This window comes from Pseudomonas sp. G5(2012), from assembly GCF_000408945.1.
Lineage (GTDB): Bacteria > Pseudomonadota > Gammaproteobacteria > Pseudomonadales > Pseudomonadaceae > Aquipseudomonas > Aquipseudomonas umsongensis.
On sequence record NZ_APIO01000124.1, the window covers coordinates 1 to 23,482 of the forward strand.

At 59.2% G+C, this 23,482-nt stretch carries 24 protein-coding genes; 14 read left to right on the forward strand and 10 right to left on the reverse strand.

All coding sequences use genetic code 11. The features are described 5' to 3' along the window. Positions 1-198 (reverse strand): hypothetical protein (locus tag PG5_RS34625; protein ID WP_218187897.1); only part of this gene is annotated, 198 nt, incomplete at its 3' end. 102 nt (positions 199-300) lie between these two features. On the opposite strand from PG5_RS34625, the gene flgB reads away from it, so the two are divergent. The 4 genes from flgB to flgE are packed head-to-tail and all read left to right on the forward strand — an operon-like array spanning position 301 to position 3,275. After that, on the forward strand, positions 301-708 hold the full coding sequence (gene flgB / locus PG5_RS28775) for a flagellar basal body rod protein FlgB (RefSeq protein ID WP_020800602.1): 408 nt from the start codon (positions 301-303) through the stop codon (positions 706-708). A gap of 3 nt (positions 709-711) precedes the next feature. Further along, positions 712-1,155 carry a flagellar basal body rod protein FlgC gene (gene flgC, locus PG5_RS28780; protein WP_020800603.1) on the forward strand — a complete coding sequence of 148 codons (444 nt, stop codon included), beginning with the start codon at positions 712-714 and terminating at the stop codon, positions 1,153-1,155. Between the two features lie 15 nt (positions 1,156-1,170). Beyond that, positions 1,171-1,893 (forward strand): flagellar hook assembly protein FlgD, encoded by a 723-nt coding sequence (gene flgD, locus PG5_RS28785; RefSeq protein ID WP_020800604.1) that lies wholly within the window; start codon positions 1,171-1,173, stop codon positions 1,891-1,893. 32 nt (positions 1,894-1,925) lie between these two features. Further along, positions 1,926-3,275, forward strand: coding sequence for a flagellar hook protein FlgE (flgE, locus tag PG5_RS28790; protein ID WP_020800605.1), 1,350 nt, complete (start codon positions 1,926-1,928; stop codon positions 3,273-3,275). 219 nt (positions 3,276-3,494) lie between these two features. Here flgE and PG5_RS28795 read toward each other — a convergent pair whose 3' ends face one another. Beyond that, a complete protein-coding gene (locus tag PG5_RS28795) occupies positions 3,495-6,389 on the reverse strand; it encodes a ribonucleoside-diphosphate reductase subunit alpha (RefSeq protein WP_020800607.1) in 2,895 nt (964 codons plus the stop codon). 748 nt (positions 6,390-7,137) lie between these two features. Between PG5_RS28795 and PG5_RS28800 the strand changes: the two genes are divergently transcribed. Both PG5_RS28800 and PG5_RS28805 read left to right on the forward strand, forming a co-directional pair. Beyond that, positions 7,138-7,860 (forward strand): winged helix-turn-helix domain-containing protein, encoded by a 723-nt coding sequence (locus tag PG5_RS28800; RefSeq protein WP_020800609.1) that lies wholly within the window; start codon positions 7,138-7,140, stop codon positions 7,858-7,860. Next, a complete protein-coding gene (locus PG5_RS28805; RefSeq protein ID WP_020800610.1) occupies positions 7,857-9,467 on the forward strand; it encodes an ATP-binding protein in 1,611 nt (536 codons plus the stop codon). The genes PG5_RS28800 and PG5_RS28805 overlap by 4 nt, the downstream gene beginning before the upstream one ends. A gap of 92 nt (positions 9,468-9,559) precedes the next feature. Here the strand turns inward: PG5_RS28805 and PG5_RS28810 are convergent, their stop codons facing one another. Next, on the reverse strand, positions 9,560-10,285 hold the full coding sequence (locus tag PG5_RS28810; RefSeq protein ID WP_202807815.1) for a 4'-phosphopantetheinyl transferase: 726 nt from the start codon (positions 10,283-10,285) through the stop codon (positions 9,560-9,562). 68 nt (positions 10,286-10,353) lie between these two features. Further along, entirely contained in the window at positions 10,354-11,148 is a 795-nt protein-coding gene (locus PG5_RS28815; protein ID WP_020800612.1) for a dienelactone hydrolase family protein, read from the reverse strand. A 146-nt stretch (positions 11,149-11,294) separates the two neighbouring features. Here PG5_RS28815 and PG5_RS28820 point away from each other — a divergent pair, with 146 nt between their 5' ends. The 3 genes from PG5_RS28820 to PG5_RS28830 all read left to right on the forward strand — a co-directional run bounded on the left by PG5_RS28820 (position 11,295) and on the right by PG5_RS28830 (position 14,032). Continuing rightward, complete coding sequence (locus PG5_RS28820; RefSeq protein WP_020800613.1) at positions 11,295-11,897, forward strand: hypothetical protein; 603 nt, start codon at positions 11,295-11,297, stop codon at positions 11,895-11,897. 117 nt (positions 11,898-12,014) lie between these two features. Then, complete coding sequence (locus tag PG5_RS28825; protein ID WP_020800614.1) at positions 12,015-12,692, forward strand: response regulator transcription factor; 678 nt, start codon at positions 12,015-12,017, stop codon at positions 12,690-12,692. Next, positions 12,689-14,032 (forward strand): ATP-binding protein, encoded by a 1,344-nt coding sequence (locus PG5_RS28830; protein WP_020800615.1) that lies wholly within the window; start codon positions 12,689-12,691, stop codon positions 14,030-14,032. The genes PG5_RS28825 and PG5_RS28830 overlap by 4 nt, the downstream gene beginning before the upstream one ends. 64 nt (positions 14,033-14,096) lie before the next feature. Here the strand turns inward: PG5_RS28830 and PG5_RS28835 are convergent, their stop codons facing one another. Next, positions 14,097-15,095, reverse strand: coding sequence for an AraC family transcriptional regulator (locus PG5_RS28835; protein WP_020800616.1), 999 nt, complete (start codon positions 15,093-15,095; stop codon positions 14,097-14,099). Between the two features lie 340 nt (positions 15,096-15,435). Between PG5_RS28835 and PG5_RS28840 the strand changes: the two genes are divergently transcribed. Both PG5_RS28840 and PG5_RS28845 read left to right on the forward strand, forming a co-directional pair. Beyond that, positions 15,436-16,770, forward strand: a complete 1,335-nt coding sequence (locus PG5_RS28840) for a dicarboxylate/amino acid:cation symporter (RefSeq protein ID WP_020800617.1) — start codon at positions 15,436-15,438, stop codon at positions 16,768-16,770. Positions 16,771-16,913: 143 nt separating this feature from the next. After that, entirely contained in the window at positions 16,914-18,095 is a 1,182-nt protein-coding gene (locus PG5_RS28845; protein ID WP_020800618.1) for a CaiB/BaiF CoA-transferase family protein, read from the forward strand. Between the two features lie 120 nt (positions 18,096-18,215). On the opposite strand, the gene PG5_RS28850 is transcribed toward PG5_RS28845, so the two are convergent. Both PG5_RS28850 and PG5_RS28855 read right to left on the reverse strand, forming a co-directional pair. Next, entirely contained in the window at positions 18,216-18,710 is a 495-nt protein-coding gene (locus PG5_RS28850; protein WP_020800619.1) for a SprT family zinc-dependent metalloprotease, read from the reverse strand. 157 nt (positions 18,711-18,867) lie between these two features. Then, a complete protein-coding gene (locus PG5_RS28855) occupies positions 18,868-19,470 on the reverse strand; it encodes a Yip1 family protein (protein ID WP_020800620.1) in 603 nt (200 codons plus the stop codon). 280 nt (positions 19,471-19,750) lie between these two features. Between PG5_RS28855 and ttcA the strand changes: the two genes are divergently transcribed. Then, on the forward strand, positions 19,751-20,575 hold the full coding sequence (ttcA, locus tag PG5_RS28860) for a tRNA 2-thiocytidine(32) synthetase TtcA (RefSeq protein WP_020800621.1): 825 nt from the start codon (positions 19,751-19,753) through the stop codon (positions 20,573-20,575). Positions 20,576-20,662: 87 nt separating this feature from the next. After that, positions 20,663-21,337, forward strand: a complete 675-nt coding sequence (locus PG5_RS28865) for a DNA-3-methyladenine glycosylase I (protein WP_020800622.1) — start codon at positions 20,663-20,665, stop codon at positions 21,335-21,337. Between the two features lie 85 nt (positions 21,338-21,422). Here the strand turns inward: PG5_RS28865 and PG5_RS28870 are convergent, their stop codons facing one another. From PG5_RS28870 to arsC, 3 genes are read right to left on the reverse strand one after another with little or no spacing between them, the layout of a single operon-like run. After that, on the reverse strand, positions 21,423-21,848 hold the full coding sequence (locus tag PG5_RS28870) for a DUF2069 domain-containing protein (protein ID WP_020800623.1): 426 nt from the start codon (positions 21,846-21,848) through the stop codon (positions 21,423-21,425). Between the two features lie 2 nt (positions 21,849-21,850). Continuing rightward, positions 21,851-22,447, reverse strand: a complete 597-nt coding sequence (gene wrbA, locus PG5_RS28875) for an NAD(P)H:quinone oxidoreductase (protein WP_020800624.1) — start codon at positions 22,445-22,447, stop codon at positions 21,851-21,853. Beyond that, entirely contained in the window at positions 22,444-22,797 is a 354-nt protein-coding gene (arsC, locus tag PG5_RS28880; protein ID WP_008054819.1) for an arsenate reductase (glutaredoxin), read from the reverse strand. The genes wrbA and arsC overlap by 4 nt, the downstream gene beginning before the upstream one ends. 114 nt (positions 22,798-22,911) lie before the next feature. Here arsC and PG5_RS28885 point away from each other — a divergent pair, with 114 nt between their 5' ends. Next, the gene (locus tag PG5_RS28885; protein ID WP_020800625.1) at positions 22,912-23,379 is read left to right on the forward strand and encodes a TlpA disulfide reductase family protein; all 468 of its coding nucleotides are present in this window, start codon (positions 22,912-22,914) and stop codon (positions 23,377-23,379) included. Positions 23,380-23,482 lie beyond the last annotated feature (103 nt).

The window sequence follows — 23,482 nt, forward strand, 5'->3', positions numbered from 1 at the left end:
GCCTGTCGCGCTTGCATCACGTAGGAGCTGCCGAAGGCTCGGGCCGCGTTCGGACGATCTTTTGGACTTGATCTTAAAAAACAAAATCAAAAAATCGCAGCCTGCGGCAGCTCCTACAGGGTATGTGTTGTCCACGGGAAGCGGCAGAAAAGCGGCATCCAGCGGAAACCGGTTGCCGCTTTTCTGTCGTTGCCGCATGGGTCGTTGCCCGCAAAGCCCCGGTTTATGGGGTTTTCTAAATTGGCATGACGCTTGCTTTGACCATCTCACGAAAAACAGGTCAGCCGAAGGTTTCCCGCCATGAGCATCAGCTTCGATAAAGCGCTCGGTATTCACGAAAAGGCATTGGGCTTCCGCGCTCAGCGTGCCGAAGTCCTGGCCAACAACATTGCCAACGCCGACACCCCCAACTACAAGGCTCGGGACCTGGAGTTCTCGAAAGTGCTCGAGGCGCAGAACGACAAGGCCAAGAATGGCACCTTCGCCTTGAACATGACCAACAGCCGTCACATCGAGGCCCAGGGCCTGGGCAATGGCGACGAGTCGCTGATGTACCGCACGCCGATGCAACCGTCGATCGACCAGAACACCGTGGACGCCCAGCTGGAACAGTCGAACTACGCAGAAAACTCGGTCAACTTCCAGGCCAGCTTCACCCTGCTCAACAGCAAATTCAAAGGGCTGGTGTCAGCCCTGCGCGGAGAATAAGTCATGTCTCTCTCCAGTGTTTTCAACATTGCCGGTAGCGGCATGAGTGCCCAGACCACGCGCTTGAACACCGTGGCTTCGAACATCGCCAACGCCGAGACCGTCTCGTCGAGCATCGACCAGACCTACCGTGCGCGTCACCCGGTGTTCGCCACCATGTTCCAGGGCGCTCAAGGTGCTGGCAGCGATTCTCTGTTCCAGAACCAGGACGCAGCCGGGCAAGGCGTGCAGGTACTGGGCGTGGTCGAGGACCAGAGCAACCTTGAGGCACGCTACGAGCCGAACCATCCGGCCGCCGATGCCAAGGGCTATGTCTACTACCCGAACGTCAACGTGGTGGAAGAAATGGCTGACATGATTTCCGCGAGCCGTTCGTTCCAGACCAACGCCGAAATGATGAATACCGCCAAAACCATGATGCAGAAGGTCCTGACCCTCGGTCAGTGATAAGGGGCGACTCAGATGAGTGTTACCGATACCACCAGTGGTCTGAGCCTCAACGACATCCTGGCCAACTCGTCGATCAAGACCAATACCAATTCCGACAGCCTCACATCGGCGGCCAGCAGTGCCACGGGCAAGAAGGCCCTGGGCAAGGATGCGTTCCTGCAATTACTGGTGACCCAGCTGAAAAACCAGAACCCGCTGGAGCCTCAGGGCAACGGCGAGTTCGTGGCACAACTGGCGCAGTTCAGCAGCCTGGAAGGCATCACCACGCTCAACGATACCGTGTCCGGCATCGCTGGCAACTACAACTCGTCCCAGGCATTGCAGGCTTCGGCACTGGTCGGGCGTTCCGTCATCGCACCGGGCGACAAGGCCGTGGTCGACACCACGAAGGGCATGACCGGTTCCGTCGTCATTCCACAGTCGGTGGCTGAAGTGTCGGTGAAAATCACCGACAAGGATGGCAAGACCATCCGTACCATCACCCTGGATGATCAGAAAGCCGGCACTGGCAGCTTCACCTGGGATGGTAAGGACGATGCCGGCAAGGTCGTTGATTCGGGTACTTATACCTTTGTGGCGAACACCACCATCGATGACAAGGCCGTGGCACTGGTCACCAATCTGCCGGCAACGGTCAACAGCGTGACCATCAGCCAGACCGGCGGTGAGTTGATGCTCAACCTGGCCGGGCTCGGCAGTGTCGCCCTGTCCAAAGTGCAAACCATTGGTATATAGAGCCGACTAACGCGGCACAAAAGGAGTGGAATATGTCTTTCAACGTCGGCCTTAGCGGTCTATATGCCGCCAGTAAGCAATTGGACGTCACCGGTAACAACATCGCCAACGTTGCAACCACCGGCTTCAAGTCGTCGCGCGCAGAATTCGAAGACGTGTACTCGGCGACCAAACTGGGTACGGGCAGCAAGGTCGTCGGCAGCGGCGTGCGTCTGGCCAACGTTTCCCAGCAATTCACCCAGGGCGATATCAGCGCCACCGGTAATGTGCTGGACATGGGCATCAATGGCTCAGGCTTCTTCGTACTGAACAACAGCGGCTCGTTGTCCTATACCCGCGCGGGCACGTTCAAGGTCGACAAGGAAGGCTACGTCACCAACAGCGATGGCACCTCGCGCCTGCAGGGCTATGGTGTTGATAACAATGGCAAGATTGTCAACGGCGTATTGACCGACCTGCGCATCGACACCTCCAACCTGGCGCCAAAATCCACCACCACGGTGTCGTCGACGATCAACCTGAACTCGACGTCTCCCGTGATCGATCAGGCAGTGGCAACCAACAAGTTCGATCCTAGCAAATCGGAAACCTTTACCAAGCAGTTCAGTACGCCGGTTTTCGATACTCAGGGCAACCAGCACACCATGGATCAATACATGGTCAAGACCGGGCCGAACACCTGGGACACCTACACCCTGATCGATGATCGCAATCCGGACGGCAGCGACCCGACTGATGCTGCGACACCGCCAATCGCTTCGAACATGACCTTCGACACTTCGGGCAAGCTGGTGTCGGTCAGTACGCCGGTTCCACCCACCGTGCCTCCAACCGTTCCAACGCCTGCTCCGGTGATCAGCAATGAGCTGAAAGTCACCAACTGGACCCCGGGCACAGTCAAGGATGGTGTCTGGACGGCCAATGGTGCAGCCGCCGATCCGGCAGGCCTGACAATTGCCATGGATAACACGACTCAGTTCAACGCCGATACCGCGCGCTCTATTCCCGTGCAGAACGGTTATGCCACGGGTCAGATCACCAACCTGACCATCGACGGCAGCGGTGTGCTGTTGGCAAACTTCAGTAACTATCAGACCAAGCCGATTGGCCAACTGGCGCTGGCCAGCTTCACCAACGAACAAGGCCTGCAGGCAGTCGGCGGTACCAGCTGGAAAGAAACCTACGCGTCGGGTATCCCGGGCTACGACGCGCCGGAAACCGGCTCGCTGGGTACGATCCGCTCCAACTCCCTGGAAGAGTCCAACGTCAACGTGACCAATGAGCTGGTCGATTTGATCAAGGCGCAGAGCAATTACCAGGCGAACGCCAAGACCATCTCTACCCAGAGCACCATCATGCAGACCATCATTCAAATGGCCTGATGTGGAATAGCTCAAAGCGCTGCACAAGGAGCCCCTCGCAAGAGGGGCTTTTTTGTAGATCAAAAGATCGCAGCCTCGCTTCGCTCGTCAGCTCCTACAGGGATCGCATTTTCAATGTAGGAGCTGACGAGCGAAGCGAGGCTGCGATCTTTTACGTGGGCAAAAGAAAACCCCCGACAAACCAGGGGCCTGTCGGGGGTTTGGTGTTACCGGCTCAGCTTATTGGCAAGCTTCGCAATCCGGCTCGTCAATCGCGCAAGCCTTTGGCACTGGAGCAGGTCCGGCAGGTGCTGCCAGGACCGAGTCGTCACCGTGGTTGCCACCGCTGGAAACAGCGTTGAGCTTGCCGGTGTTGATGGTCGACTTCTCGGTGCTGGTCGCGGCCAGGGCACGGAGGTAGTAGGTGGTTTTCAGACCACGGTACCAGGCCATGCGGTAGGTCACGTCCAGCTTCTTGCCCGAAGCGCCAGCGATGTACAGGTTCAGCGATTGAGCCTGGTCGATCCACTTCTGACGACGGCTGGCCGCATCGACGATCCACTTGGTGTCCACTTCGAACGCGGTTGCATAGAGCTCCTTGAGTTCTTGCGGGATGCGCTCGATCTGCTGCACCGAACCGTCGTAGTACTTCAGGTCGTTGATCATGACCGAGTCCCACAAGCCGCGAGCCTTCAGGTCGCGAACCAGGTACGGGTTGATCACGGTGAACTCGCCCGACAGGTTCGACTTCACATACAGGTTCTGGTAGGTCGGTTCGATCGACTGCGAAACGCCAGTGATGTTGGCGATGGTCGCGGTCGGTGCGATGGCCATGATGTTCGAGTTACGGATGCCTTTCTGAACACGGGCGCGAACCGGTGCCCAATCCAGGGTTTCGTTCAGGTCGACATCGATGTACTTCTGGCCGCGCTGCTCGATCAGAATCTGTTGCGAATCCAGTGGCAGGATGCCCTTGGACCACAGCGAACCCTGGAACGTCTCGTAGGCGCCACGCTCGTCAGCCAGGTCGCAGGAAGCCTGGATCGCGTAGTAGCTGACCGCTTCCATCGACTTGTCGGCGAGCTCGACGGCAGCGTCGGAACCGTAAGGGATGTGCTGCAGGTACAGCGCGTCCTGGAAGCCCATGATGCCCAGGCCGACCGGACGGTGCTTGAAGTTGGAGTTCTTCGCTTGCGGCACCGAGTAGTAGTTGATGTCGATCACGTTGTCGAGCATGCGAACGGCGGTGTTCACGGTGCGTTGCAGCTTGGCGGTGTCCAGCTTGCCGCCCACGATGTGGTTCGGCAGGTTGATCGAGCCCAGGTTGCAAACGGCGATCTCGTCCTTGTTGGTGTTCAAGGTGATCTCGGTGCACAGGTTCGAGCTGTGGACCACGCCGACGTGCTGCTGCGGGCTGCGCAGGTTGCACGGGTCCTTGAAGGTCAGCCATGGGTGGCCGGTTTCAAACAGCATGGACAGCATCTTGCGCCACAGGTCTTTGGCCTGGATGGTCTTGAACAGCTTGACCTTGCCTGGGTACTCGGTCAGGGCTTCGTAGTACTCGTAGCGCTCTTCGAAGGCCTTGCCGGTCAGGTCGTGCAGGTCCGGCACTTCGGACGGCGAGAACAGGGTCCACTTGCCGTCATCAAAGACGCGCTTCATGAACAGGTCAGGGATCCAGTTGGCGGTGTTCATGTCGTGGGTACGACGACGATCATCACCGGTGTTCTTGCGCAGCTCGATGAACTCTTCAATGTCCATGTGCCAGGTTTCCAGGTAGGCACAGACAGCGCCTTTGCGCTTGCCACCCTGGTTCACGGCGACGGCGGTGTCGTTCACTACTTTCAAGAACGGCACCACGCCCTGGGACTTGCCGTTGGTGCCCTTGATGTACGAACCCAGCGCACGAACCGGGGTCCAGTCGTTGCCCAGGCCGCCAGCGAATTTCGACAGCATGGCGTTGTCGTGGATCGCGTGGTAGATGCCCGAAAGGTCATCCGGCACGGTAGTCAGGTAGCAGCTGGACAGCTGTGGACGCAGGGTACCGGCGTTGAACAGGGTCGGAGTCGACGACATGTAGTCGAAGGACGACAACAGGTTGTAGAACTCGATCGCACGGTCTTCTTTCTGTTTCTCTTCGATCGCCAGGCCCATGGCCACGCGCATGAAGAAGATCTGCGGCAGTTCGAAACGCACGCCATCCTTGTGGATGAAGTAACGGTCGTACAGGGTTTGCAGGCCCAGGTAGGTGAACTGCTGGTCGCGTTCGTGGTTGATCGCCTTGCCGAGTTTTTCCAGGTCGAAGTCGGCCAGGACCGGGTTCAGCAATTCGAATTCGATACCTTTGGCAATGTAGGCAGGCAGGGCCTTGGCATAAAGGTCGACCATCTCGTGGTGGGTCGCGCTTTCGGCAACACCGAGGAAGCCCAGGCCTTCGGCACGCAGGGTGTCCATCAGCAGGCGCGCGGTCACGAACGAGTAGTTCGGCTCACGCTCGACCAGGGTACGGGCGGTCATCACCAGGGCGGTGTTGACGTCGGTCAGGGCCACGCCGTCGTACAGGTTTTTCAGGGTTTCACGCTGGATCAGGTCGCCGTCGACTTCTTCCAGGCCTTCGCACGCTTCGGTAACGATGGTGTTCAGGCGGCCCATGTCCAGCGGCGCCAGGCTACCGTCTGCGCGGGTGATGCGGATCGACGGGTGAGCGTTGACCGCTTCTTCGGCAGGAGCGTGGGCGGCGCGTTCCTTGGAACGCGCGTCACGGTAGATCACGTAGTCGCGAGCGACTTTTTGCTCGCCGGCACGCATCAGGGCCAGTTCGACCTGGTCCTGGATTTCTTCGATGTGGATGGTGCCGCCCGATGGCATGCGACGCTTGAAGGTGGCAGTGACCTGTTCGGTCAGGCGCGCCACGGTATCGTGGATGCGCGACGAAGCGGCAGCGGTGCCACCCTCAACTGCGAGAAACGCTTTGGTGATGGCGACGGTGATCTTGTCATCGGTATAAGGAACGACAGTGCCGTTACGCTTGATCACACGCAGCTGGCCCGGCGCGGTGGCGGACAGATCCGAATTCGAATCAGCGGCCTGCGGCAAGGTGCCCTGCGGGTTCTCGCGAGTTGTGTCGGTTTGCATCGGGGGGTGTCTCCACATTCTCTATGTTTGATTGGGCACCATCTCGGTGCCCACCGTTCCGTCCTGAAGCACTACAACCGGCCAAGGCCGGGCATAACAACTTCGGGACAGTAGGAAGAGGGCTATTGGGCGCCGCTTCCATGCCGAAGTCTTTGGTCTCACGCCTTGGGCCTGAGACCTTGGTCCTTTGAGATGACAGTTGGGAGGTGGCAGTTGCACTGCAACACCCGTACCGTTTTTCACCCCATGGGCCGAAATACAGTAGCCATCCGCGCGCGCGGTTTTGGGCTTTGGAAATTACGTTTGGTTCAACCGGAAAGAGGCAATAAAAGCGCTTGAATTTGGTATCCGGTTTGTGTTTGGTATTTTACGAAAAACCCTACATCTAGGGTTTTTTTTACGCTGGGCTACAAGATAATGCGTTTTGGGGGGTGATTGCAACGTACTACCTGTGGATAAACCTGTGCGTAAATTGTGTGTTGTGAAAGGAATCGGCGTGCAGGCCGCGACGCTGCTGGACCCGGCTTTTTTTCATCGATTTTCAAGCCGCGAAAACGCCCGAGCGGATTTTTAAGGGCGCGAACCCTATCACAAAAAACTCTGTTGTCCGAACGTATATGCCGGCTTGTGTTCTGGGTGGGCGACGTTTATACAATCGGTCGGCGTGTACCCAATTTATCCACCCCTATCATTACAAAAAGACGGGCGGATCCTTCCTTATGAGCGTTCTGGCAAGTAGAGGTCACCGGTGGAACAAGAAGCCTGGCAGGTATTGATTGTGGAGGACGATCAACGTCTGGCCGAACTGACACGCGATTACCTGCAAGCCAATGGCCTGCGTGTATCGATCGAAGGCAATGGTGCGCTGGCCGCGAACCGCATCATCAAGGAACAACCGGACCTGGTCATTCTCGACCTGATGCTGCCAGGCGAAGATGGCCTGAGCATTTGCCGCAAGGTTCGTGACCGTTATGACGGTCCGATCCTGATGCTCACCGCTCGCACCGACGACACCGACCAGATCCTCGGCCTCGACCTGGGCGCCGACGACTATGTGTGCAAGCCGGTGCGCCCGCGCTTGCTGTTGGCGCGCATCCAGGCATTGCTGCGACGCAGCGAGGCGCCGGAGGTGACCCCGGAAAAACAACGACGCCTGCAATTCGGCCCGCTGGTGGTGGACAATGCATTGCGCGAAGCCTGGCTGCACGACAGCGGCATCGAACTGACCAGCGCCGAATTCGACTTGCTCTGGCTGCTGGTTGCCAACGCCGGACGCATCCTGTCCCGGGAAGAAATCTTCACCGCGTTGCGCGGCATTGGCTATGACGGCCAGGACCGTTCCATCGACGTGCGCATCTCGCGCATCCGCCCCAAGATTGGCGATGACCCGGACCATCCGCGACTGATCAAGACCGTGCGCAGCAAAGGTTATCTGTTTGTCCCCGAGGCTTGCGTAGACCCAACCCCGTGAACTCGATCTTCCTGCGTATCTACGGCGGCATGTGTGCCGCGCTGATATTGGTGGCGGTACTTGGCGTGCTGGCCTTGCACATGCTCAACCAGGTGCGCGGCGAGCAGTACCGGGAACGACTGGCCCACGGCACCTTTTCGCTGATGGCCGATAACCTGCAGCCGATGAACCAGACCGAGCGCCAGCGGGCGTTGCTGGTGTGGGAGCGACTGCTGGGGATTCCGCTGGCGCTGAAAACCTTTGCCCAAACCGATCTCGACCTCACCCAGCGCACCCGCGTCTTGCGTGGCCAGGCCCTGGTGGAGAAGACCGGCCCGCATGCGGCCCGAGTCTATCGACTGGTCAGTGACCAGGAACAGCTTGTGCTTACGGGGGATGTCCAGCAGATCAGCGAACAACTCGCCCGGGCGACGATTTACCTCCTGGCGGACGAGCTGGTGCGCTACCCCGTGGGCGAGCAGCCGGTGCGCCTGGCGCAATTGAAAAAGGACAAGGGGTTTGGCTTCGATTTGCGTCTGGTCACGGTCCAGGAAGCCGACATGGACGAAGACCAGAGCCGTCGGGTGTCCGAGGGCGACACCGTGATGGCGCTGGGCAAGGAGGGCGATTCGATCCGGGTGTTCGCCGGTATGGTTGGCACGCCGTGGGTGCTGGAAATCGGCCCGTTGTACCAGATGAATCCGTATCCACCCGAGTGGCTGGTGCTGATTGCCGCACTGGGGCTGAGCCTGATCGGCCTGATCGTCTACCTGCTGGTGCGGCAACTGGAGCGCCGTCTGCGCGGGCTGGAAGCGGCGGCCACGCGGATCGCCAAGGGCAGTCTGGAAACCCGTGTGCCGACGCGGGGCGCGGACTCGGTGGGGCGACTGGCGTCGGCGTTCAACGGCATGGCCGAGCATCTGCAACAACTGCTGGCCATACAGCGCGAGCTGGTACGTGCCGTGTCCCACGAGTTGCGTACGCCGGTGGCGCGCCTGCGCTTTGGCCTGGAAATGATCGGATCGGCCAAGACACCGCAAGCCCTGGAAAAATACTGCGAAGGCATGGACCACGATATCGAGGACCTCGACCGCCTGGTCGACGAGATGCTGACTTACGCGCGGTTGGAGCAGGGCTCGCCGGCACTGAATTTCCAGCGTATCGACCTGGACGCCTTGGTCAATCAGGTGATCGAGGAGCTGGCGCCCTTGCGCGCCGACGTCACGGTGCAACGAGGATTGTGCCTGTCGGCCGCCGACTGTGACGACGCGTGGGTCGAGGCGGAGCCGCGCTACCTGCACCGGGCGCTGCAGAATCTGGTGAGCAATGCCATGCGCCATGCCCATTCGCGGGTCACCATCAGTTATCAGGTGGGGCAACAGCGCTGTCGGGTGGATGTCGAAGATGACGGGCCGGGCGTTCCGGAAATGGCCTGGGAGAAAATTTTCACACCATTCCTGCGACTCGACGACAGCCGGACCCGGGCCTCGGGCGGCCATGGGTTGGGATTGTCGATCGTGCGGCGGATCATCCATTGGCACGACGGCCGGGCGTTGATTGGCAAGAGCAAAAGCCTGGGCGGCGCGTGTTTCAGCTTGAGCTGGCCGAGGAATCAGGAGAGGCGGTGAGCGGTTTTTTGTCGAACCTCATGTTGTGATCGACGTAGAGCCGTAGGCGCGAGGCTTGCCCGCGAAGAGCCCCTTACAAGCTGCAGAAGTCTTCAGGCCTTGATGCTGACCAGACTCAACAACTGCCCATCCTTGACCCCGAACTGTGCCTCGAGCTCGGTACCGTTGCGCCACTCGCCGGACAGGTCGGTCAACAACCGCAACCGCACTTCACCTGATTCGCTCCACTCCAGCACCTCGGCGTGTTCGAAGTAGAAGCGTTGTTGGACGATCGGGTAAAGCGCCTTGAACAGGCTCTCTTTCACTGAAAAAGTCAGGGTGACCAGCAACGCCAGTTGATCACGACGCCCAGCGGCCATGCGCTGCATTTCCGGCGGAGTGAGGATTTCCCCGGCCAGGCGTTCGGCACGTTCGGCATTGAGCAGGTTTTCCAGGTCCATCCCCAACCCTCGCCAATGGGTTTTCCTGGCGACAATCGCCGCGGCCCGACCGGTGCTGTGGGTGATCGAACCGGTGATGTGCGCAGGCCACACAGGTGCCCGGTCATCACCGATGGCCGGGCTGAAGTTCAGGCCTTCCAATTGATGCAGGGCTGCGCGGGCGCAGATTCGCCCGGCGAGAAATTCTGCCTGGCGTTTGGCGACCGAGCGCTGAATGCTCGCGGGCGCCTCGATAGCGCTGAGCTGGAAGTCATCGCTGTGCAGTTGCGAAGTATCGAAGTGGGTACTCAGCAGCACTACGTCGGGCAGCACCAACGGCAGCGGCCAATGGGCATCGAGGGGCGTGCAGCAAACGGGCAGGGCAGGGACGGAATTCATGTCGGGCATTTTGCCGGGTTGCCTTGATGCTGGGTAGTGCTTGCCACAAAAGCCCCTCAATACGGGATCTACTTGCTAAAGATCTTCTTGAAAAATGCCTGCATATCCGCCCACGATTTTTCATCCGCCACTTTGTTGTAGCCAATATCCGGCCCGCCATGATCGCCATGGCTCAAGCGATCAGCATCGGGGTTGCTGAAACCGTGCTTGGCGCCGTCGAGGCTGACAAACTGGTAGTCAGCGCCGGCCTGGTCCATCTCGGCCTTGAAGGCCGCGACGTTTTGCGGTGTGACCAGGCTGTCCTGGGCGCCGTGTTCGACGAGGACTTTCGCCTTGACGCTGCCTGGTGTCGCAGGGGTATTGGTCGCCAGCGCGCCATGGAAACTCACGACACCCGCCAGAGGAACACCCTGGCGAGCGGCATTGAGCACCACGCCGCCACCGAAGCAGTAGCCAATGGCGACAAGCTTTTTCGGATCGGTTTGCGCCTGTCGCTTGAGCAATTCGAGTCCCGCCTGAAACCGCGCACTGGCAATTGCGTTGTCCCTTTGCACGGCCTGCATGAAGGCCATTGCGTCCTTGGGATGCTCGGTATTCTTGCCGTCGCCATACATATCGATGGCCAGGGCGCTGTAGCCCAGACCGGCGAGGTCGCGGGCGCGACGCTTGGCGTAGTCGTTCAACCCCCAGAATTCATGTACCACCACGACACCGGGACGCGGACCTTTTATTGCGTCATCAAAGGCGTAGTAGCCAATCATCCGTGTGCCGTCGGGACTTTGGTACGGGATTTCCTGAGTCTTGATGGCGGCCTGGGCCAGCCCGCTGGCGGCGAGTAAGAAGAGGGCGAAGAGCATGCGCATGGTCGGTCTCCTGCAAGAAAAACCTCGAAACATCTGGGTGGATATGGTTCAGCTCAGGTTAAGCGGGTGTTCAGGGTGGGTTCAGGGCCGCGTGGGTAATCTTGCCTCGTAGCCAAAACAACGCTAACTCTTGAGGAGCTTCACCCATGACTGGATTCAAAAAACTGCTGCTGGCATTCACCGTCTTCGGCGCTAGCACCGCAGCGATCGCTTCCAACGACAGTTTCGCCAGCCTCACTTATGGGCAGACCAGCGACAAGATCAAAAAATCCCACGCCTTGAACGATAACCTGAATAGGCCGAACGCCGACGGCGTGATTGGCAAGGACAACACTTGGGGCTTGCGTGTAGGCCAGCAAAACAGCCAAGGCCGCTACTACGCCACTTACGATAACGTGTCGGGCTCGCACAATGGCATTAAACTGCGTCAGGAAAACCTGCTGGGCAGCTTCGACCTGTTCCATCCGCTGGGTACTGATACCAGGCTGTTCGGCGGAGCCTCGGCCGGATTGACCAAAATGACCCAGGAATCACCAGGCTTCAGTCGCGACAGCAACATCGGTTACGCCATCGGTGCACAGGCAGGCATTCTGCAACAGGTTTCGCAAAACACTTCTGTTGAACTGGGGTACCGTTACCTGCGCAGTAACGCCAGCACCGAAATGAGTGAGCGAGGTGGTAGCAAACAAGGTTCGCTGAGCTTGACCAGCAGCGCACAGACCTACCTTTCAGCCAACTACGCTTTCTGAAAAGCGAGTGTGACCGCCGCGCCGGGTCAATCCAGGAGATTGATCCGGCGCGGCCCGTCAACCATGGAGGTCCGTCAATCGTGCCTCTGGAGTATTTGATTTGCCTGGGAGAGCGAGATGAAACTGCTGGTCGTCGAGGATGAAGCGCTGTTGCGTCATCACCTGCAAACCCGCCTGACGGATAGCGGCCATGTGGTCGAGTCCGTGGCCAACGCCGTTGATGCGCTGTACCAGACAGGGCAGTTCAATCATGACCTGGCGGTGATTGATCTCGGGTTGCCGGGCATGGGCGGGCTGGATCTGATCCGTCAGTTGCGCTCGCAGGGCAAGACCTTTCCGATCCTGATCCTCACAGCACGTGGTAACTGGGAGGACAAGGTGGAAGGTCTTGCTGCCGGTGCCGACGACTATGTGGTCAAGCCCTTCCAGTTTGAAGAACTGGAAGCTCGGCTAAATGCATTGTTGCGTCGCTCCAGCGGGTTTACCCAGTCAACGATCGTTGCCGGGCCGCTGCTGCTGGACCTCAATCGCAAGCAGGCGACCCTTGATGAGCAACCCCTGGCGTTGACCGCGTATGAATACCGGATACTCGAGTACTTGATGCGCCACCACCAGCAGGTGGTGCCCAAGGATCGTTTGATGGAGCAGCTTTATCCCGATGATGACGACCGCGATCCGAACGTGATTGAAGTGCTGGTTGGCCGGCTGCGTCGCAAACTCGAAGGTACCTCCGGTTTCAAGCCAATTGATACGGTGCGTGGGCTGGGCTATCTGTTCACCGAGCGTTGCACTTGATCGGTTCTCTTCGCGTTCGCCTGATGCTCGCCGCCACGATCCTGGCGGTATTGTTCATGCTGGCATTGTTGCCGGCGATGCAGGGAGCATTCAGCCTGGCACTGCAGGATGCCATCGAGCAGCGATTGGCGTCGGACGTCACCACGTTGATCTCCGCCGCACGGGTTGAGAACAACCGCTTGCTGATGCCGGAACAGTTGCCCGATGAGCGCTTCAACCTGGCTGATGGCAATTTGCTCGGTTACATCTACAGCCGCGAGGGCCAATTGGTGTGGCGTTCGAAGGACACCCTTGACGCGAATATCAATTACAAGCCGCGTTACGACGGGCGCGGTAATGAATTTGCCAGGATTCGCCAGGACAATGGCCAGGAATTTTTCGTCTATGACGTCGAGGTCAAACTCCTCGGTGGCAAAAGTGCGGCGTTCAGCTTTGTCGCGTTGCAACCGGCGCGTGAATACGACGCCACGCTCGGCGGCCTGCGAGACAACCTGTACTTGGGTTTCGGCGCGGCGTTACTGGTGCTTCTGGCGTTGCTTTGGGTCGGCTTGACCTGGGGGTTGCAGGCATTGCGCCGGCTGAGCCAGGAACTGGATGAGATCGAAAGCGGAACCCGTGAAAGCCTGAGTGAACAGCACCCGCGTGAACTGCTGCGCCTGACTGGCTCTCTCAACCGTCTGCTGTTCAGCGAGCGCGAACAGCGTAGCCGTTATCGCGATTCACTCGACGACTTGGCTCATAGCTTGAAAACCCCACTGGCGGTATTGCAGGGTGTCAGCGAAGGCATGGCGCAACGCCCTGAGGACCGGGAGCAGGCCTGGGTGCTGCAGACACAGATTGAGCGCATGAGCCAGCAGATCAGTTACCAACTGCAACGAGCCAGCCTGCGCAAAAGCGGTCTGGTGCGTCATCAGGTGCGCCTGCAACCGGTGTTGCAGAGCCTTTGCGACACACTGGACAAGGTCTATCGCGACAAACAGGTACAAGTAACCTTCGATTTGCCGGAGCCGTGTCTGGTCCCTATCGAGCAGGGCGCCTTGCTGGAAATGTTGGGCAATCTGCTGGAGAACGCTTATCGACTGTGCCTGAGCGAGGTGCGCGTCAGCGTGCGCGCCCTTAACGGAATCGAGATATGTGTAGAAGACGATGGTCCAGGCGTCCCGCTCGATCAGCGCACACGGATCCTGCAGCGCGGTGAGCGCCTGGACCGACAGCATCCGGGGCAGGGTATTGGCTTAGCGGTGGTCAAGGACATCATCGAAAGCTATAGCGCAAGACTTACCCTGGGTGACTCGCCCCTGGGCGGTGCGGCTTTCCGTATTCAGTTTCCGCAGGCGTGATGCTCTAGGAGACAGCTTGCTGGCGATGGCGATCGTACAGACGCTATCGCCAGCAATCCGGCTCCTACAAATCCCGAGCCCGATAGGCCCCTGGCGTCAGTCCGGTCCACTTCTTGAATGCCCTATGAAACGCTGACGGTTCGGAAAATCCCAATTGCTCAGCGATCTGTTGCAATGGCAAGTCGTTGCGGCCCAGGTGATAAATGGCGATGTCGCGGCGTAGTTGGTCCTTCAGCTCCTGAAAACTGGTGTTTTCTTCACGCAGATGCCGGCGTAGCGTTTGCGGGCTGATATGCAGGTGCGCAGCCACGGCCTCCAGATCCGGCCAGGGTGACCTGTCGCGACTGAGCAAGCGTCGCAACTGGCTACTCAGGCTGTGGCCGTCATCGGGGCGTGATAACAGATCGGCAGGCGAGCGTTCAAGGAACTGCTTGAGCGTGCGTTCGTCTTGCAACAGTGGCATGTCCAAGTAGCGGCTGTGAAACAGCAGGCTGCTCTGTTGTGCCGAAAACTCGAGCGGGCACGAGAACAACAACTCGTATTCGGCACCATGTTCCGGTCGCGGATAGCTGAACGTGGCGTGCTCCAGCCGAATACGCTGGCCGATCAACCAGCTGGCGAAGCGATGCCAGATCACCAATAGACTCTCGGTGAGGAAATGTTCCGGGTCCCAGAGGTGTGAGTCATCCAGGCTCAGTCGAATCATTTCGTCTTCGCGCGCCAGCGTCAGGCGCGGGGCGTCCGGGAATAGGCTGTAAAACATTAATCCGCGATGCAGTGCCTTATCCAGATTGCGGCAATGGATAACGGCATGACACATCATCGCGAAGCTGCCTGGCTTGCTGACACCTTGCCCGAAACCCAGGTACTCATCGTCCAGCGCCAGCCAAAGTCCCTGGATCAGGCGGGTGAATTGTTCCGGAGGAATGCGCGCCCGAGGCTCGTCGAGCAATTCGGGGCTGATCCCCAATTGCTGCAGCAGTCTTGAATAATCGTAGCCACGCCGTTGCGCCCCACCGAGAACGGCGCGGGCGAAATGACTGGCGATGGTGCGTTCGCGCATAGCAGGCAAGTCCGTCCATTGAACGACGAATGGTAGCCGCGCTTCATACCCATGAACAAGGCGGATATCCGCCAGATTGCCGGGGTGTGATTCGACGAGCGGGCGGAAATCCGCCATCGCGCAAACGTCGTGCGTGACCCCGGAAAAACCTGCAGCCCTTGTTGTCACAAGGCTTACAGACTTTTCGGACAAGGTGGCACGGGCCTTGCGATGGAACCAGCAGATGCCTGCCGTCGCGCAGCTCGAAAAAACAAATCCCTCCAGTGCAGGAGGGTTCGCCATTGAGGTGGGGTGGGCAACAGATGGATGTTGACGCCGCGCACTCTTGAGGAACTTTGCAATGACGACTCGTCAGCCACTGTACAAATCCCTGTATTTCCAGGTGATCGTTGCAATTGTCATCGGTATTTTGCTCGGTCACTACTATCCACAGCTCGGTGTGGCCGTAAAACCGCTGGGTGACGGGTTCATCAAGCTGATCAAGATGATCATCGCGCCGATCATTTTCTGCACCGTGGTCAGCGGTATCGCTGGCATGCAGGACATGAAGTCGGTCGGCAAGACCGGCGGTTACGCACTGCTGTACTTCGAAATCGTTTCGACCATCGCCTTGCTGGTCGGCCTGGTAGTAGTCAACATCGTCCAGCCGGGCGCCGGCATGCACATCGACGTGTCCACGCTGGATGCCTCCAAAGTGGCTGCCTATGTCTCGGCCGGTGCTGATCAAAGCGTCGTCGGCTTCCTGCTCAACGTGATCCCGTCCACCATCGTCGGTGCGTTCGCCACCGGTGACATTCTGCAAGTGCTGATGTTCTCGGTGATCTTCGGTTTCGCCCTGCATCGCCTGGGTGCCTACGGCAAGCCGCTGCTGGACTTCATCGATCGCTTCGCCCACGTGATGTTCAACATCATCAACATGATCATGAAGCTCGCGCCAATCGGTGCGTTCGGTGCCATGGCTTTCACCATCGGTGCCTACGGTGTCGGCTCGCTGGTGCAACTGGGCCAGTTGATGGCCTGCTTCTACATCACCTGCCTGCTGTTCATCCTGATCGTGCTGGGCGGTATCGCCCGCGCTCATGGCTTCAGCGTGTTGAAGCTGATCCGCTACATCCGTGAAGAGCTGCTGATCGTGCTGGGTACGTCCTCTTCGGAGTCGGTGCTGCCGCGCATGCTGATCAAGATGGAGCGTCTGGGGGCGCAGAAGTCCGTGGTTGGCCTGGTAATCCCGACCGGCTACTCGTTCAACCTCGACGGTACTGCGATCTACCTGACCATGGCAGCCGTGTTCATTGCCCAGGCCACCGACACCCACATGGACATCACGCACCAGATCACCTTGCTGGTGGTGTTGCTGCTGTCTTCCAAAGGCGCTGCAGGCGTGACCGGTTCGGGCTTCATCGTACTGGCGGCCACCCTGTCCGCCGTAGGCCACCTGCCGGTTGCCGGTCTGGCGCTGATCCTGGGTATCGACCGTTTCATGTCCGAAGCCCGTGCATTGACCAACCTGGTCGGTAACGCCGTTGCCACCATCGTTGTGGCCAAATGGGTCAAGGAACTGGACACCGACGTGCTGCAAGCAGAGCTGGCCTCGGGCGGCCGCGGGATTGCCGACGAGCCTAAAGACGATGTTCTGGGCCACGTCGAAGGGGCTACCCCGACTAACGCCCGGTAAGCCTTGTTGTCATGAAAAACCCGCTTCGGCGGGTTTTTTCTTGCCCGGGATTTGAGCACAACGGTCATTGCGTTTGGCGCATAAGGTGATTGCTGCAAAGCGCTTGGCTGCCTAGGCTGGGGAATCATCCAGGGAGAACGCTCATGCTCGGTCCACTGGCATCACTCAAGGTTCTGGATTTCTCGACACTGCTGCCGGGGCCGTTCGCTTCGCTATTGCTGGCGGACATGGGCGCCGAGGTGCTGCGCATCGAATCGCCGGCCCGCATGGACCTGCTGCGCGAGCTGCCGCCGCACGATCAAGGTGTATCGGCCAGCCATGCCTACCTCAATCGCAACAAACGCAGCCTGGCTCTGGATCTCAAGCAGCCCGAAGCGATGGAAGTGATCAGGCAATTGTTGCAGGACTACGACATCGTGCTTGAGCAGTTCCGCCCCGGCGTCATGGAACGCATGGGTCTGGGTTATGAGGCTCTGAAGGCGATCAAACCAGGACTGATCTATGTATCGATCACTGGTTACGGCCAAACCGGCCCCTATAAGGACCGTGCCGGCCATGACATCAATTACATGGCGCTGGCCGGGCTTTCGAGCTACAGCGGTCGCGCTGACAGTGGGCCGCTGCCGTTGGGCATGCAGGTGGCAGACATTGCCGGTGGTTCGCTGCACGGGGTCATCGGCCTGCTGGCCGCCGTGATCGCTCGACAGCAAACCGGACAGGGTCAGCACCTGGACGTGAGCATGACCGACTGCGTGTTCAGCTTGAATGCCATGGCGGGCGCCGGGTACCTGGCTTGTGGTGTCGAGCCGGATCGGGAAGACCAGATGCTCAATGGCGGCAGCTTCTATGACTATTATCGTTCCCGGGATGGGCGTTGGTTGTCTGTAGGCAGCCTGGAACCGGGGTTCATGAAACAGTTGTGTGCGGCGCTGGGGCTGGAGGAGTGGGCCAGCCTGGGGCTATCTGCGCAACCTGCACAGCAACGCAAGCTCAAGGATGCGCTGAAGACTGAGTTCGAAAAGCATGACTTTGCCGAGCTGTGTGCGCTGTTCGCCGAGCTGGACGCTTGTGTCGAGCCGGTACTGAGCCTGGGGGAAGCGGTGCGGCATCCGCAGTTGCAGGCTCGGGAGCTGGTGACACAAGTGCCTCGGGGTGATGGTTCGAGTCAGGCGCAGATGGCTTGCCCGTTGAAGTTTTCAGGCGGGTTGCCAGAGCCCAGGCATATTGGCGCGGCGCTGGGGCAGCATACGGATCAGGTGTTGGGAGAGTTGGGGTTCACTGCTGAACGGATTGCCGAGTTGCGACGTGCCAAGGTAATTCTTTAGCGCCTGCCAGTCCGCCTTCGCGAGCAAGCCCGCTCCCACATCGGATTTGAGCTGGAGCGAAAATTCCCTGTGGGAGCGGGCTTGCCCGCGAAGAGGCCGGCGCAGACACTGAAAATCCTGTTACTCAACCCGCATTTCGCCACTGAATACCAAGGTGTTGCGACACCGCCGACACAAATAGCGCCGCCCTTGGCGCACCAGGCCGTGACGTTGCGCCGAGAACGGGAAATCGCTGTCGGCGCACGGGCACTTGTAGATGTAGCGGGTCACGCTGCGGCGCTTGACGTCGTAGGTGTGGCAGCGGTTGGGCGGCAATTCGTAAACGCCGCGCATGATCAGTTGCCACTCTTCGCCATGGGGCTGGATGCGGTCGCCGAACAATTGATGGGCGATCAGGTGCGCGACCTCATGGGCGACTGTCTGCCTGAGAAAGTCTTCGGTATTTTCACGGTACAACTGCGGATTGAAGCGCAGCAGGTTCTCGTGCAAGTGCGCGACACCGGCTTTTTGCCCACGCAGCTTAAAACTCACCACGGGGCGCTTGAAAGGTCGTTTGAAAAAGGATTCGGCTTGTTGGAAACAATCTTCGACGCGGTTATTGAGTTGCTCGGGCATGCTTGATGGATCTCCAGAGCGGTCGAGTATGCCGCAAGCCAGGGGCCTTGCGAATCTGCGAGGTGCCGAATGGTCTTCGGACTCTTTGTGCCTGGGCATTAAAAGGCCGCCTTGCGGCGGCCTGTGTCGGCAGATCTGATTTTTTTGTGGTGAGCTGTTAATTGGTATAGACCGGCCCCACGCCGAGTCCCCAGACAATCACGGTGAACGCCATGATGGCGACCAGCACCACCAGGCCTACGGCGAGCACCGAACTTGAAAACAGAAAGCCCTCGTCAGATGGAATGTTCATGAATGTTGGCAATCCCACATACAGCAGGTACACCGTGTAGCAGATGGCCGCCGTGCCGACGATCATCCCCAGCCACAAGTGGGGGTACAAGGCCGCGAGGCCGCCGATGAACAGCGGAGTAGCGGTATAGGTTGCGAACGCAATGCAGCGTGCGAGGCTCGGATTGGCGTCATAGGTGCGGGCCATCCAGTGGATGAACGCGCCCATCACCGCCACTCCGCCGAGCATCGCCAGGTACGACATGACTGTCATCCATAGTGCGCTTTCCACGGTCAGCATTACCGGGGGGCGATTGCCGATGACCCAGCCCACCTGTGTGGTCCCGATGAATGCCGATACCGCAGGTATCGCCGCCAGGATCAGCGTATGGGTCAGGTACATGTGGCTGATACTTTCTTCCTGATCGCCACGAATCTCTTTCCATTCTTGGTCAGGGTGGGTAAATAGCCCCACTACGTGATGGATCATGCCAGTCACTCCTCTTGTTTTTACCGTCGCCCCCCAGTGGAGCGCCCTACGGGCCAATGAGGCCAAGTAAGTACTAGGTCTGTATGTGATTGCGACCTTATGTCGCAGTATAGGAAGGACTTAACCCTACAGGGGGTGTGGCTTAGAGCAAATTGCGCTGTAAAGCGCCGGGGTAATCGCTGTTGCATCTGTAGGGCGGGCGATCCGTCGGGGCACTTCGCCCCTGGAGGGTTTTTGCGTAAAATGCCGGCCTTTCGTCACACCTCACGGATTTCGCGTCATGGGCACTCTTACGGTCAACCAGAACAAACTGCAAAAGCGCCTTCGCCGACAGGCCGGTGAGGCGGTCGCCGATTTCAACATGATTGAAGACGGGGACAAGGTCATGGTCTGCCTGTCCGGCGGCAAGGACAGCTACACCATGCTTGATGTGCTGATGCACTTGCAGAAGGTCGCGCCGATCAAGTTCGAGATCGTGGCCGTGAACATGGATCAGAAACAGCCGGGTTTTCCCGAGCATGTGCTGCCGGCCTACCTCAAGGAATTGGGTGTCGAGTATCACATCGTCGAGAAAGACACTTACTCGGTGGTCAAGGAGCTGATTCCGGAAGGCAAGACCACCTGCTCCCTGTGCTCACGCCTGCGTCGCGGCACGCTCTACACCTTCGCCGACGAAATCGGCGCGACCAAGATGGCTTTGGGGCATCACCGCGACGACATCGTCGAAACGTTCTTCCTGAACATGTTCTTCAACGGCTCGCTGAAGGCCATGCCGCCGAAGTTGCGTGCCGATGACGGGCGTAACGTGGTGATCCGCCCCCTGGCCTACTGCAACGAAAAAGACATCCAGGCCTACTCGGACCTCAAGCAATTCCCGATCATCCCTTGCAACCTCTGCGGCTCCCAGGAAAACCTGCAGCGCCAAGTGGTCAAGGAAATGCTGCAGGACTGGGAGCGCAAGACCCCGGGCCGTACCGAAAGCATTTTCCGCAGCCTGCAGAACGTGATCCCGTCGCAATTGGCGGACCGCAACCTGTTCGATTTCACCAGCCTGAAGATCGACGAATCCGCCGCTTCGCGCTTCGTCAACGTGGTCAACCTCTAAACACGATCACTGTGGGTGCCAGCCTGCTGGCGCCCACAGGTGTTGTTTCAAGGGGGGCCGTTTATTTTTCAATCCTCAGGAGAGGGCATGCGCGACTACAAGTGGCTGAACGAATACTGCTTGAACCGCTTCGGTTCGGCGGCTGAACTGGAAGCCCATCTGCCCGTTCCCAAGACTGCAGCACAACTGCGTGACATCACCGACGATCGTTACTTGTCGACCATGGCACTGCGCGTATTCCGCGCCGGGCTCAAGCACAGCCTGGTGGACGCCAAGTGGCCGGCTTTCGAAGAAGTGTTCTTCAAATTCGACCCGGAAAAAGTCGTGCTGATGAGCGCCGAACACCTGGAGCGGCTGATGCAGGACACGCGGATCATCCGCCATCTGGGCAAGCTCAAGAGCGTACCGCGCAATGCGCAGTTCGTGCTGGACGTGGCCCATGAGCAGGGCAGCTTCGGGGCGATGATCGCCGATTGGCCGGTGACCGACATCGTCGGCTTGTGGACTTTGCTGAAAAAACGCGGTCATCAATTGGGCGGCTTGTCGGCGCCACGATTCTTGCGCATGGTCGGCAAGGATACGTTTGTGCCGAGCTATGACGTGGTGGCGGCATTGAATGCGCAGCAGATTGTCGACAAGGTGCCGAGCAGTCTGCGCGACCTGGCATTGGTGCAGGACGTGTTCAACCAGTGGCATGAAGAAAGTGGCGGGCGGCCGATGAGCCAGATTTCGATGATGCTGGCCTACACCGTCAACCATTAGGACCGAGTTGCCCCGTTCGCTGGCAAGCCAGCTCCTACAAAAACACCAGACCTGTAGGAGCTGGCTTGCCAGCGAAGGCGTCGGATCAGGCGACGGAGATCTCGCCTTCGCCAGCCAATTTGCGGTTCAATTGATATCGCCACCGCACATACAACAGTGCCGAACAGAACACCGCCAAACTCGCGGCCATCTCCAGCACGCCGAAGATCTGGCGATTCGGGTCATAAGCAGCCAATGCGCCCTTGATGAAATACAGGTTCACCACAAAGCACATCCACGAATGCCCGCGGGCATTGCCGACTATCATCCCCGGCGCGAGCAGTAACAACGGCACCAGCTCAATCAGCAAAATCACCCACGGCCGTGCTCCGTGCAGGTCGGCGACCATCAGGTAGTAAACGCACAGCAACCCCACCAGGCCGAAAAAACACAACAGGCTGATAACGCGCATGGCCCGAACCCGTGGTTCAAGCCATTCGATAGCGGGCAGGACCTTCGGTTTCTTGGCCACCCTTAACCCTCCAGTTTCTGAGCTGTCTTGGCCAAGCGCATGCCCAAGGCCCGGCACAGTGCAACTTCATGGGCATCCAGCCCGCTTTTGCCATCGGCCCCGGCGTGATGGCTGGCGCCGTACGGCGTGCCGCCGCCCTGGGTTTCCAGCAATGCCGACTCGCTGTAGGGCAGGCCGGTGATCAACATGCCGTGGTGCAACAGCGGCAGCATCATCGACAGCAGGGTGGTTTCCTGCCCGCCATGCAGGCTCGCGGTGGAGGTGAACACACCGGCGGGTTTGCCCACCAGGGCGCCGGTCAGCCACAAGTTGCTGGTGCCGTCGAGAAAGTACTTGAGTGGCGCCGCCATGTTGCCGAAGCGGGTCGGACTGCCCAGCGCCAGGCCGGCGCAGTTCTTCAGGTCATCGAGGCTGGCATAGAGCGCGCCTTCATCCGGGATATCCGGCGCGACGGCTTCGCACTCGGTGGAAATCGCCGGTACCGTGCGCAATCGGGCTTCAAGGCCGGCCTGTTCGACACCGCGGGCAATTTGCCGGGCCATTTCGTTGGTCGAACCGCTGCGGCTGTAATACAGCACCAGAATGTACGGCGCAGTCACGGCAACAACTCCAGGATCTGCTCTGGCGGACGGCCGATGATGGCCTTGTCGCCGACTTCGAGGATCGGTCGCTCCATCAGTTTCGGATGGGCGGCGATGGCGGCGATCAATTGCGCCTCGCTCAGGCTGCTGTCGGCCAGGGCGAGGGTCTTGTATTCGTCTTCGCCGGTGCGCAACAGTTGCCGTGCACTGATCCCGAGTTTGCCCAGCAGGCTCTGGATTTGCGTGGCGTCCAGCGGCGTTTCCAGGTAGCGGACCACCGTCGGGGCCAGGCCTCGGGCTTCCAGCAGTTCGAGCGCACCGCGGGATTTCGAGCAGCGCGGGTTGTGATAAAGCGTCAGATCGGTCATGAGCGGGTCGCATCTTGCGTAAGGTGGCGGCTATTCTAACTGGGCAGCGCGTAATCCTGAACCTTGCCGGGCGATGGGTTGCAGGCGCTTTCAATTTTTGACAAGGAACACGACATGACTAGGCGACTGGCAGCGGCATTGACGATTATCGGGGCGTTGATGCTGGGGGGCTGCGGTAACGACTACGGGATCGATCAAAACGGACAGAAGGTCGCCGCCGAGCGCCTGGATGGAAAATGGCTGGTGATCAACTATTGGGCAGAATGGTGCAGCCCGTGCCGTACCGAGATTCCGGAATTGAACGCGTTGGCCGACCAGCTCAAGGACAAGAAGATCGGCGTGTTCGGGGTCAACTTTGACAACGTGCAGGGCGAAGAGCTGAAAAGTGCCAGCGAGAAACTCGGAATCAAGTTCACCGTGCTGGCGCAGGACCCTTCCGAGTTATTCGAATTGCCGCGCAGTGAAGCACTGCCGGTGACCTACATCATCGATAACAAGGGCAAGGTGCGCGAACAGTTGATGGGCGAGCAGACGGCGGCGGGGGTGGTGGCGAAGCTGGAGGCGTTGCAGGCTAAAAACTGATCGCGGGGCTGCTGATCGTTCCCACGCTCTGCGTGGGAACGCCGCCCGGGACGCTCCGCGTCCCTGTGACGCAGAGCGTCACTTGATGCATTCCCACGCAGAG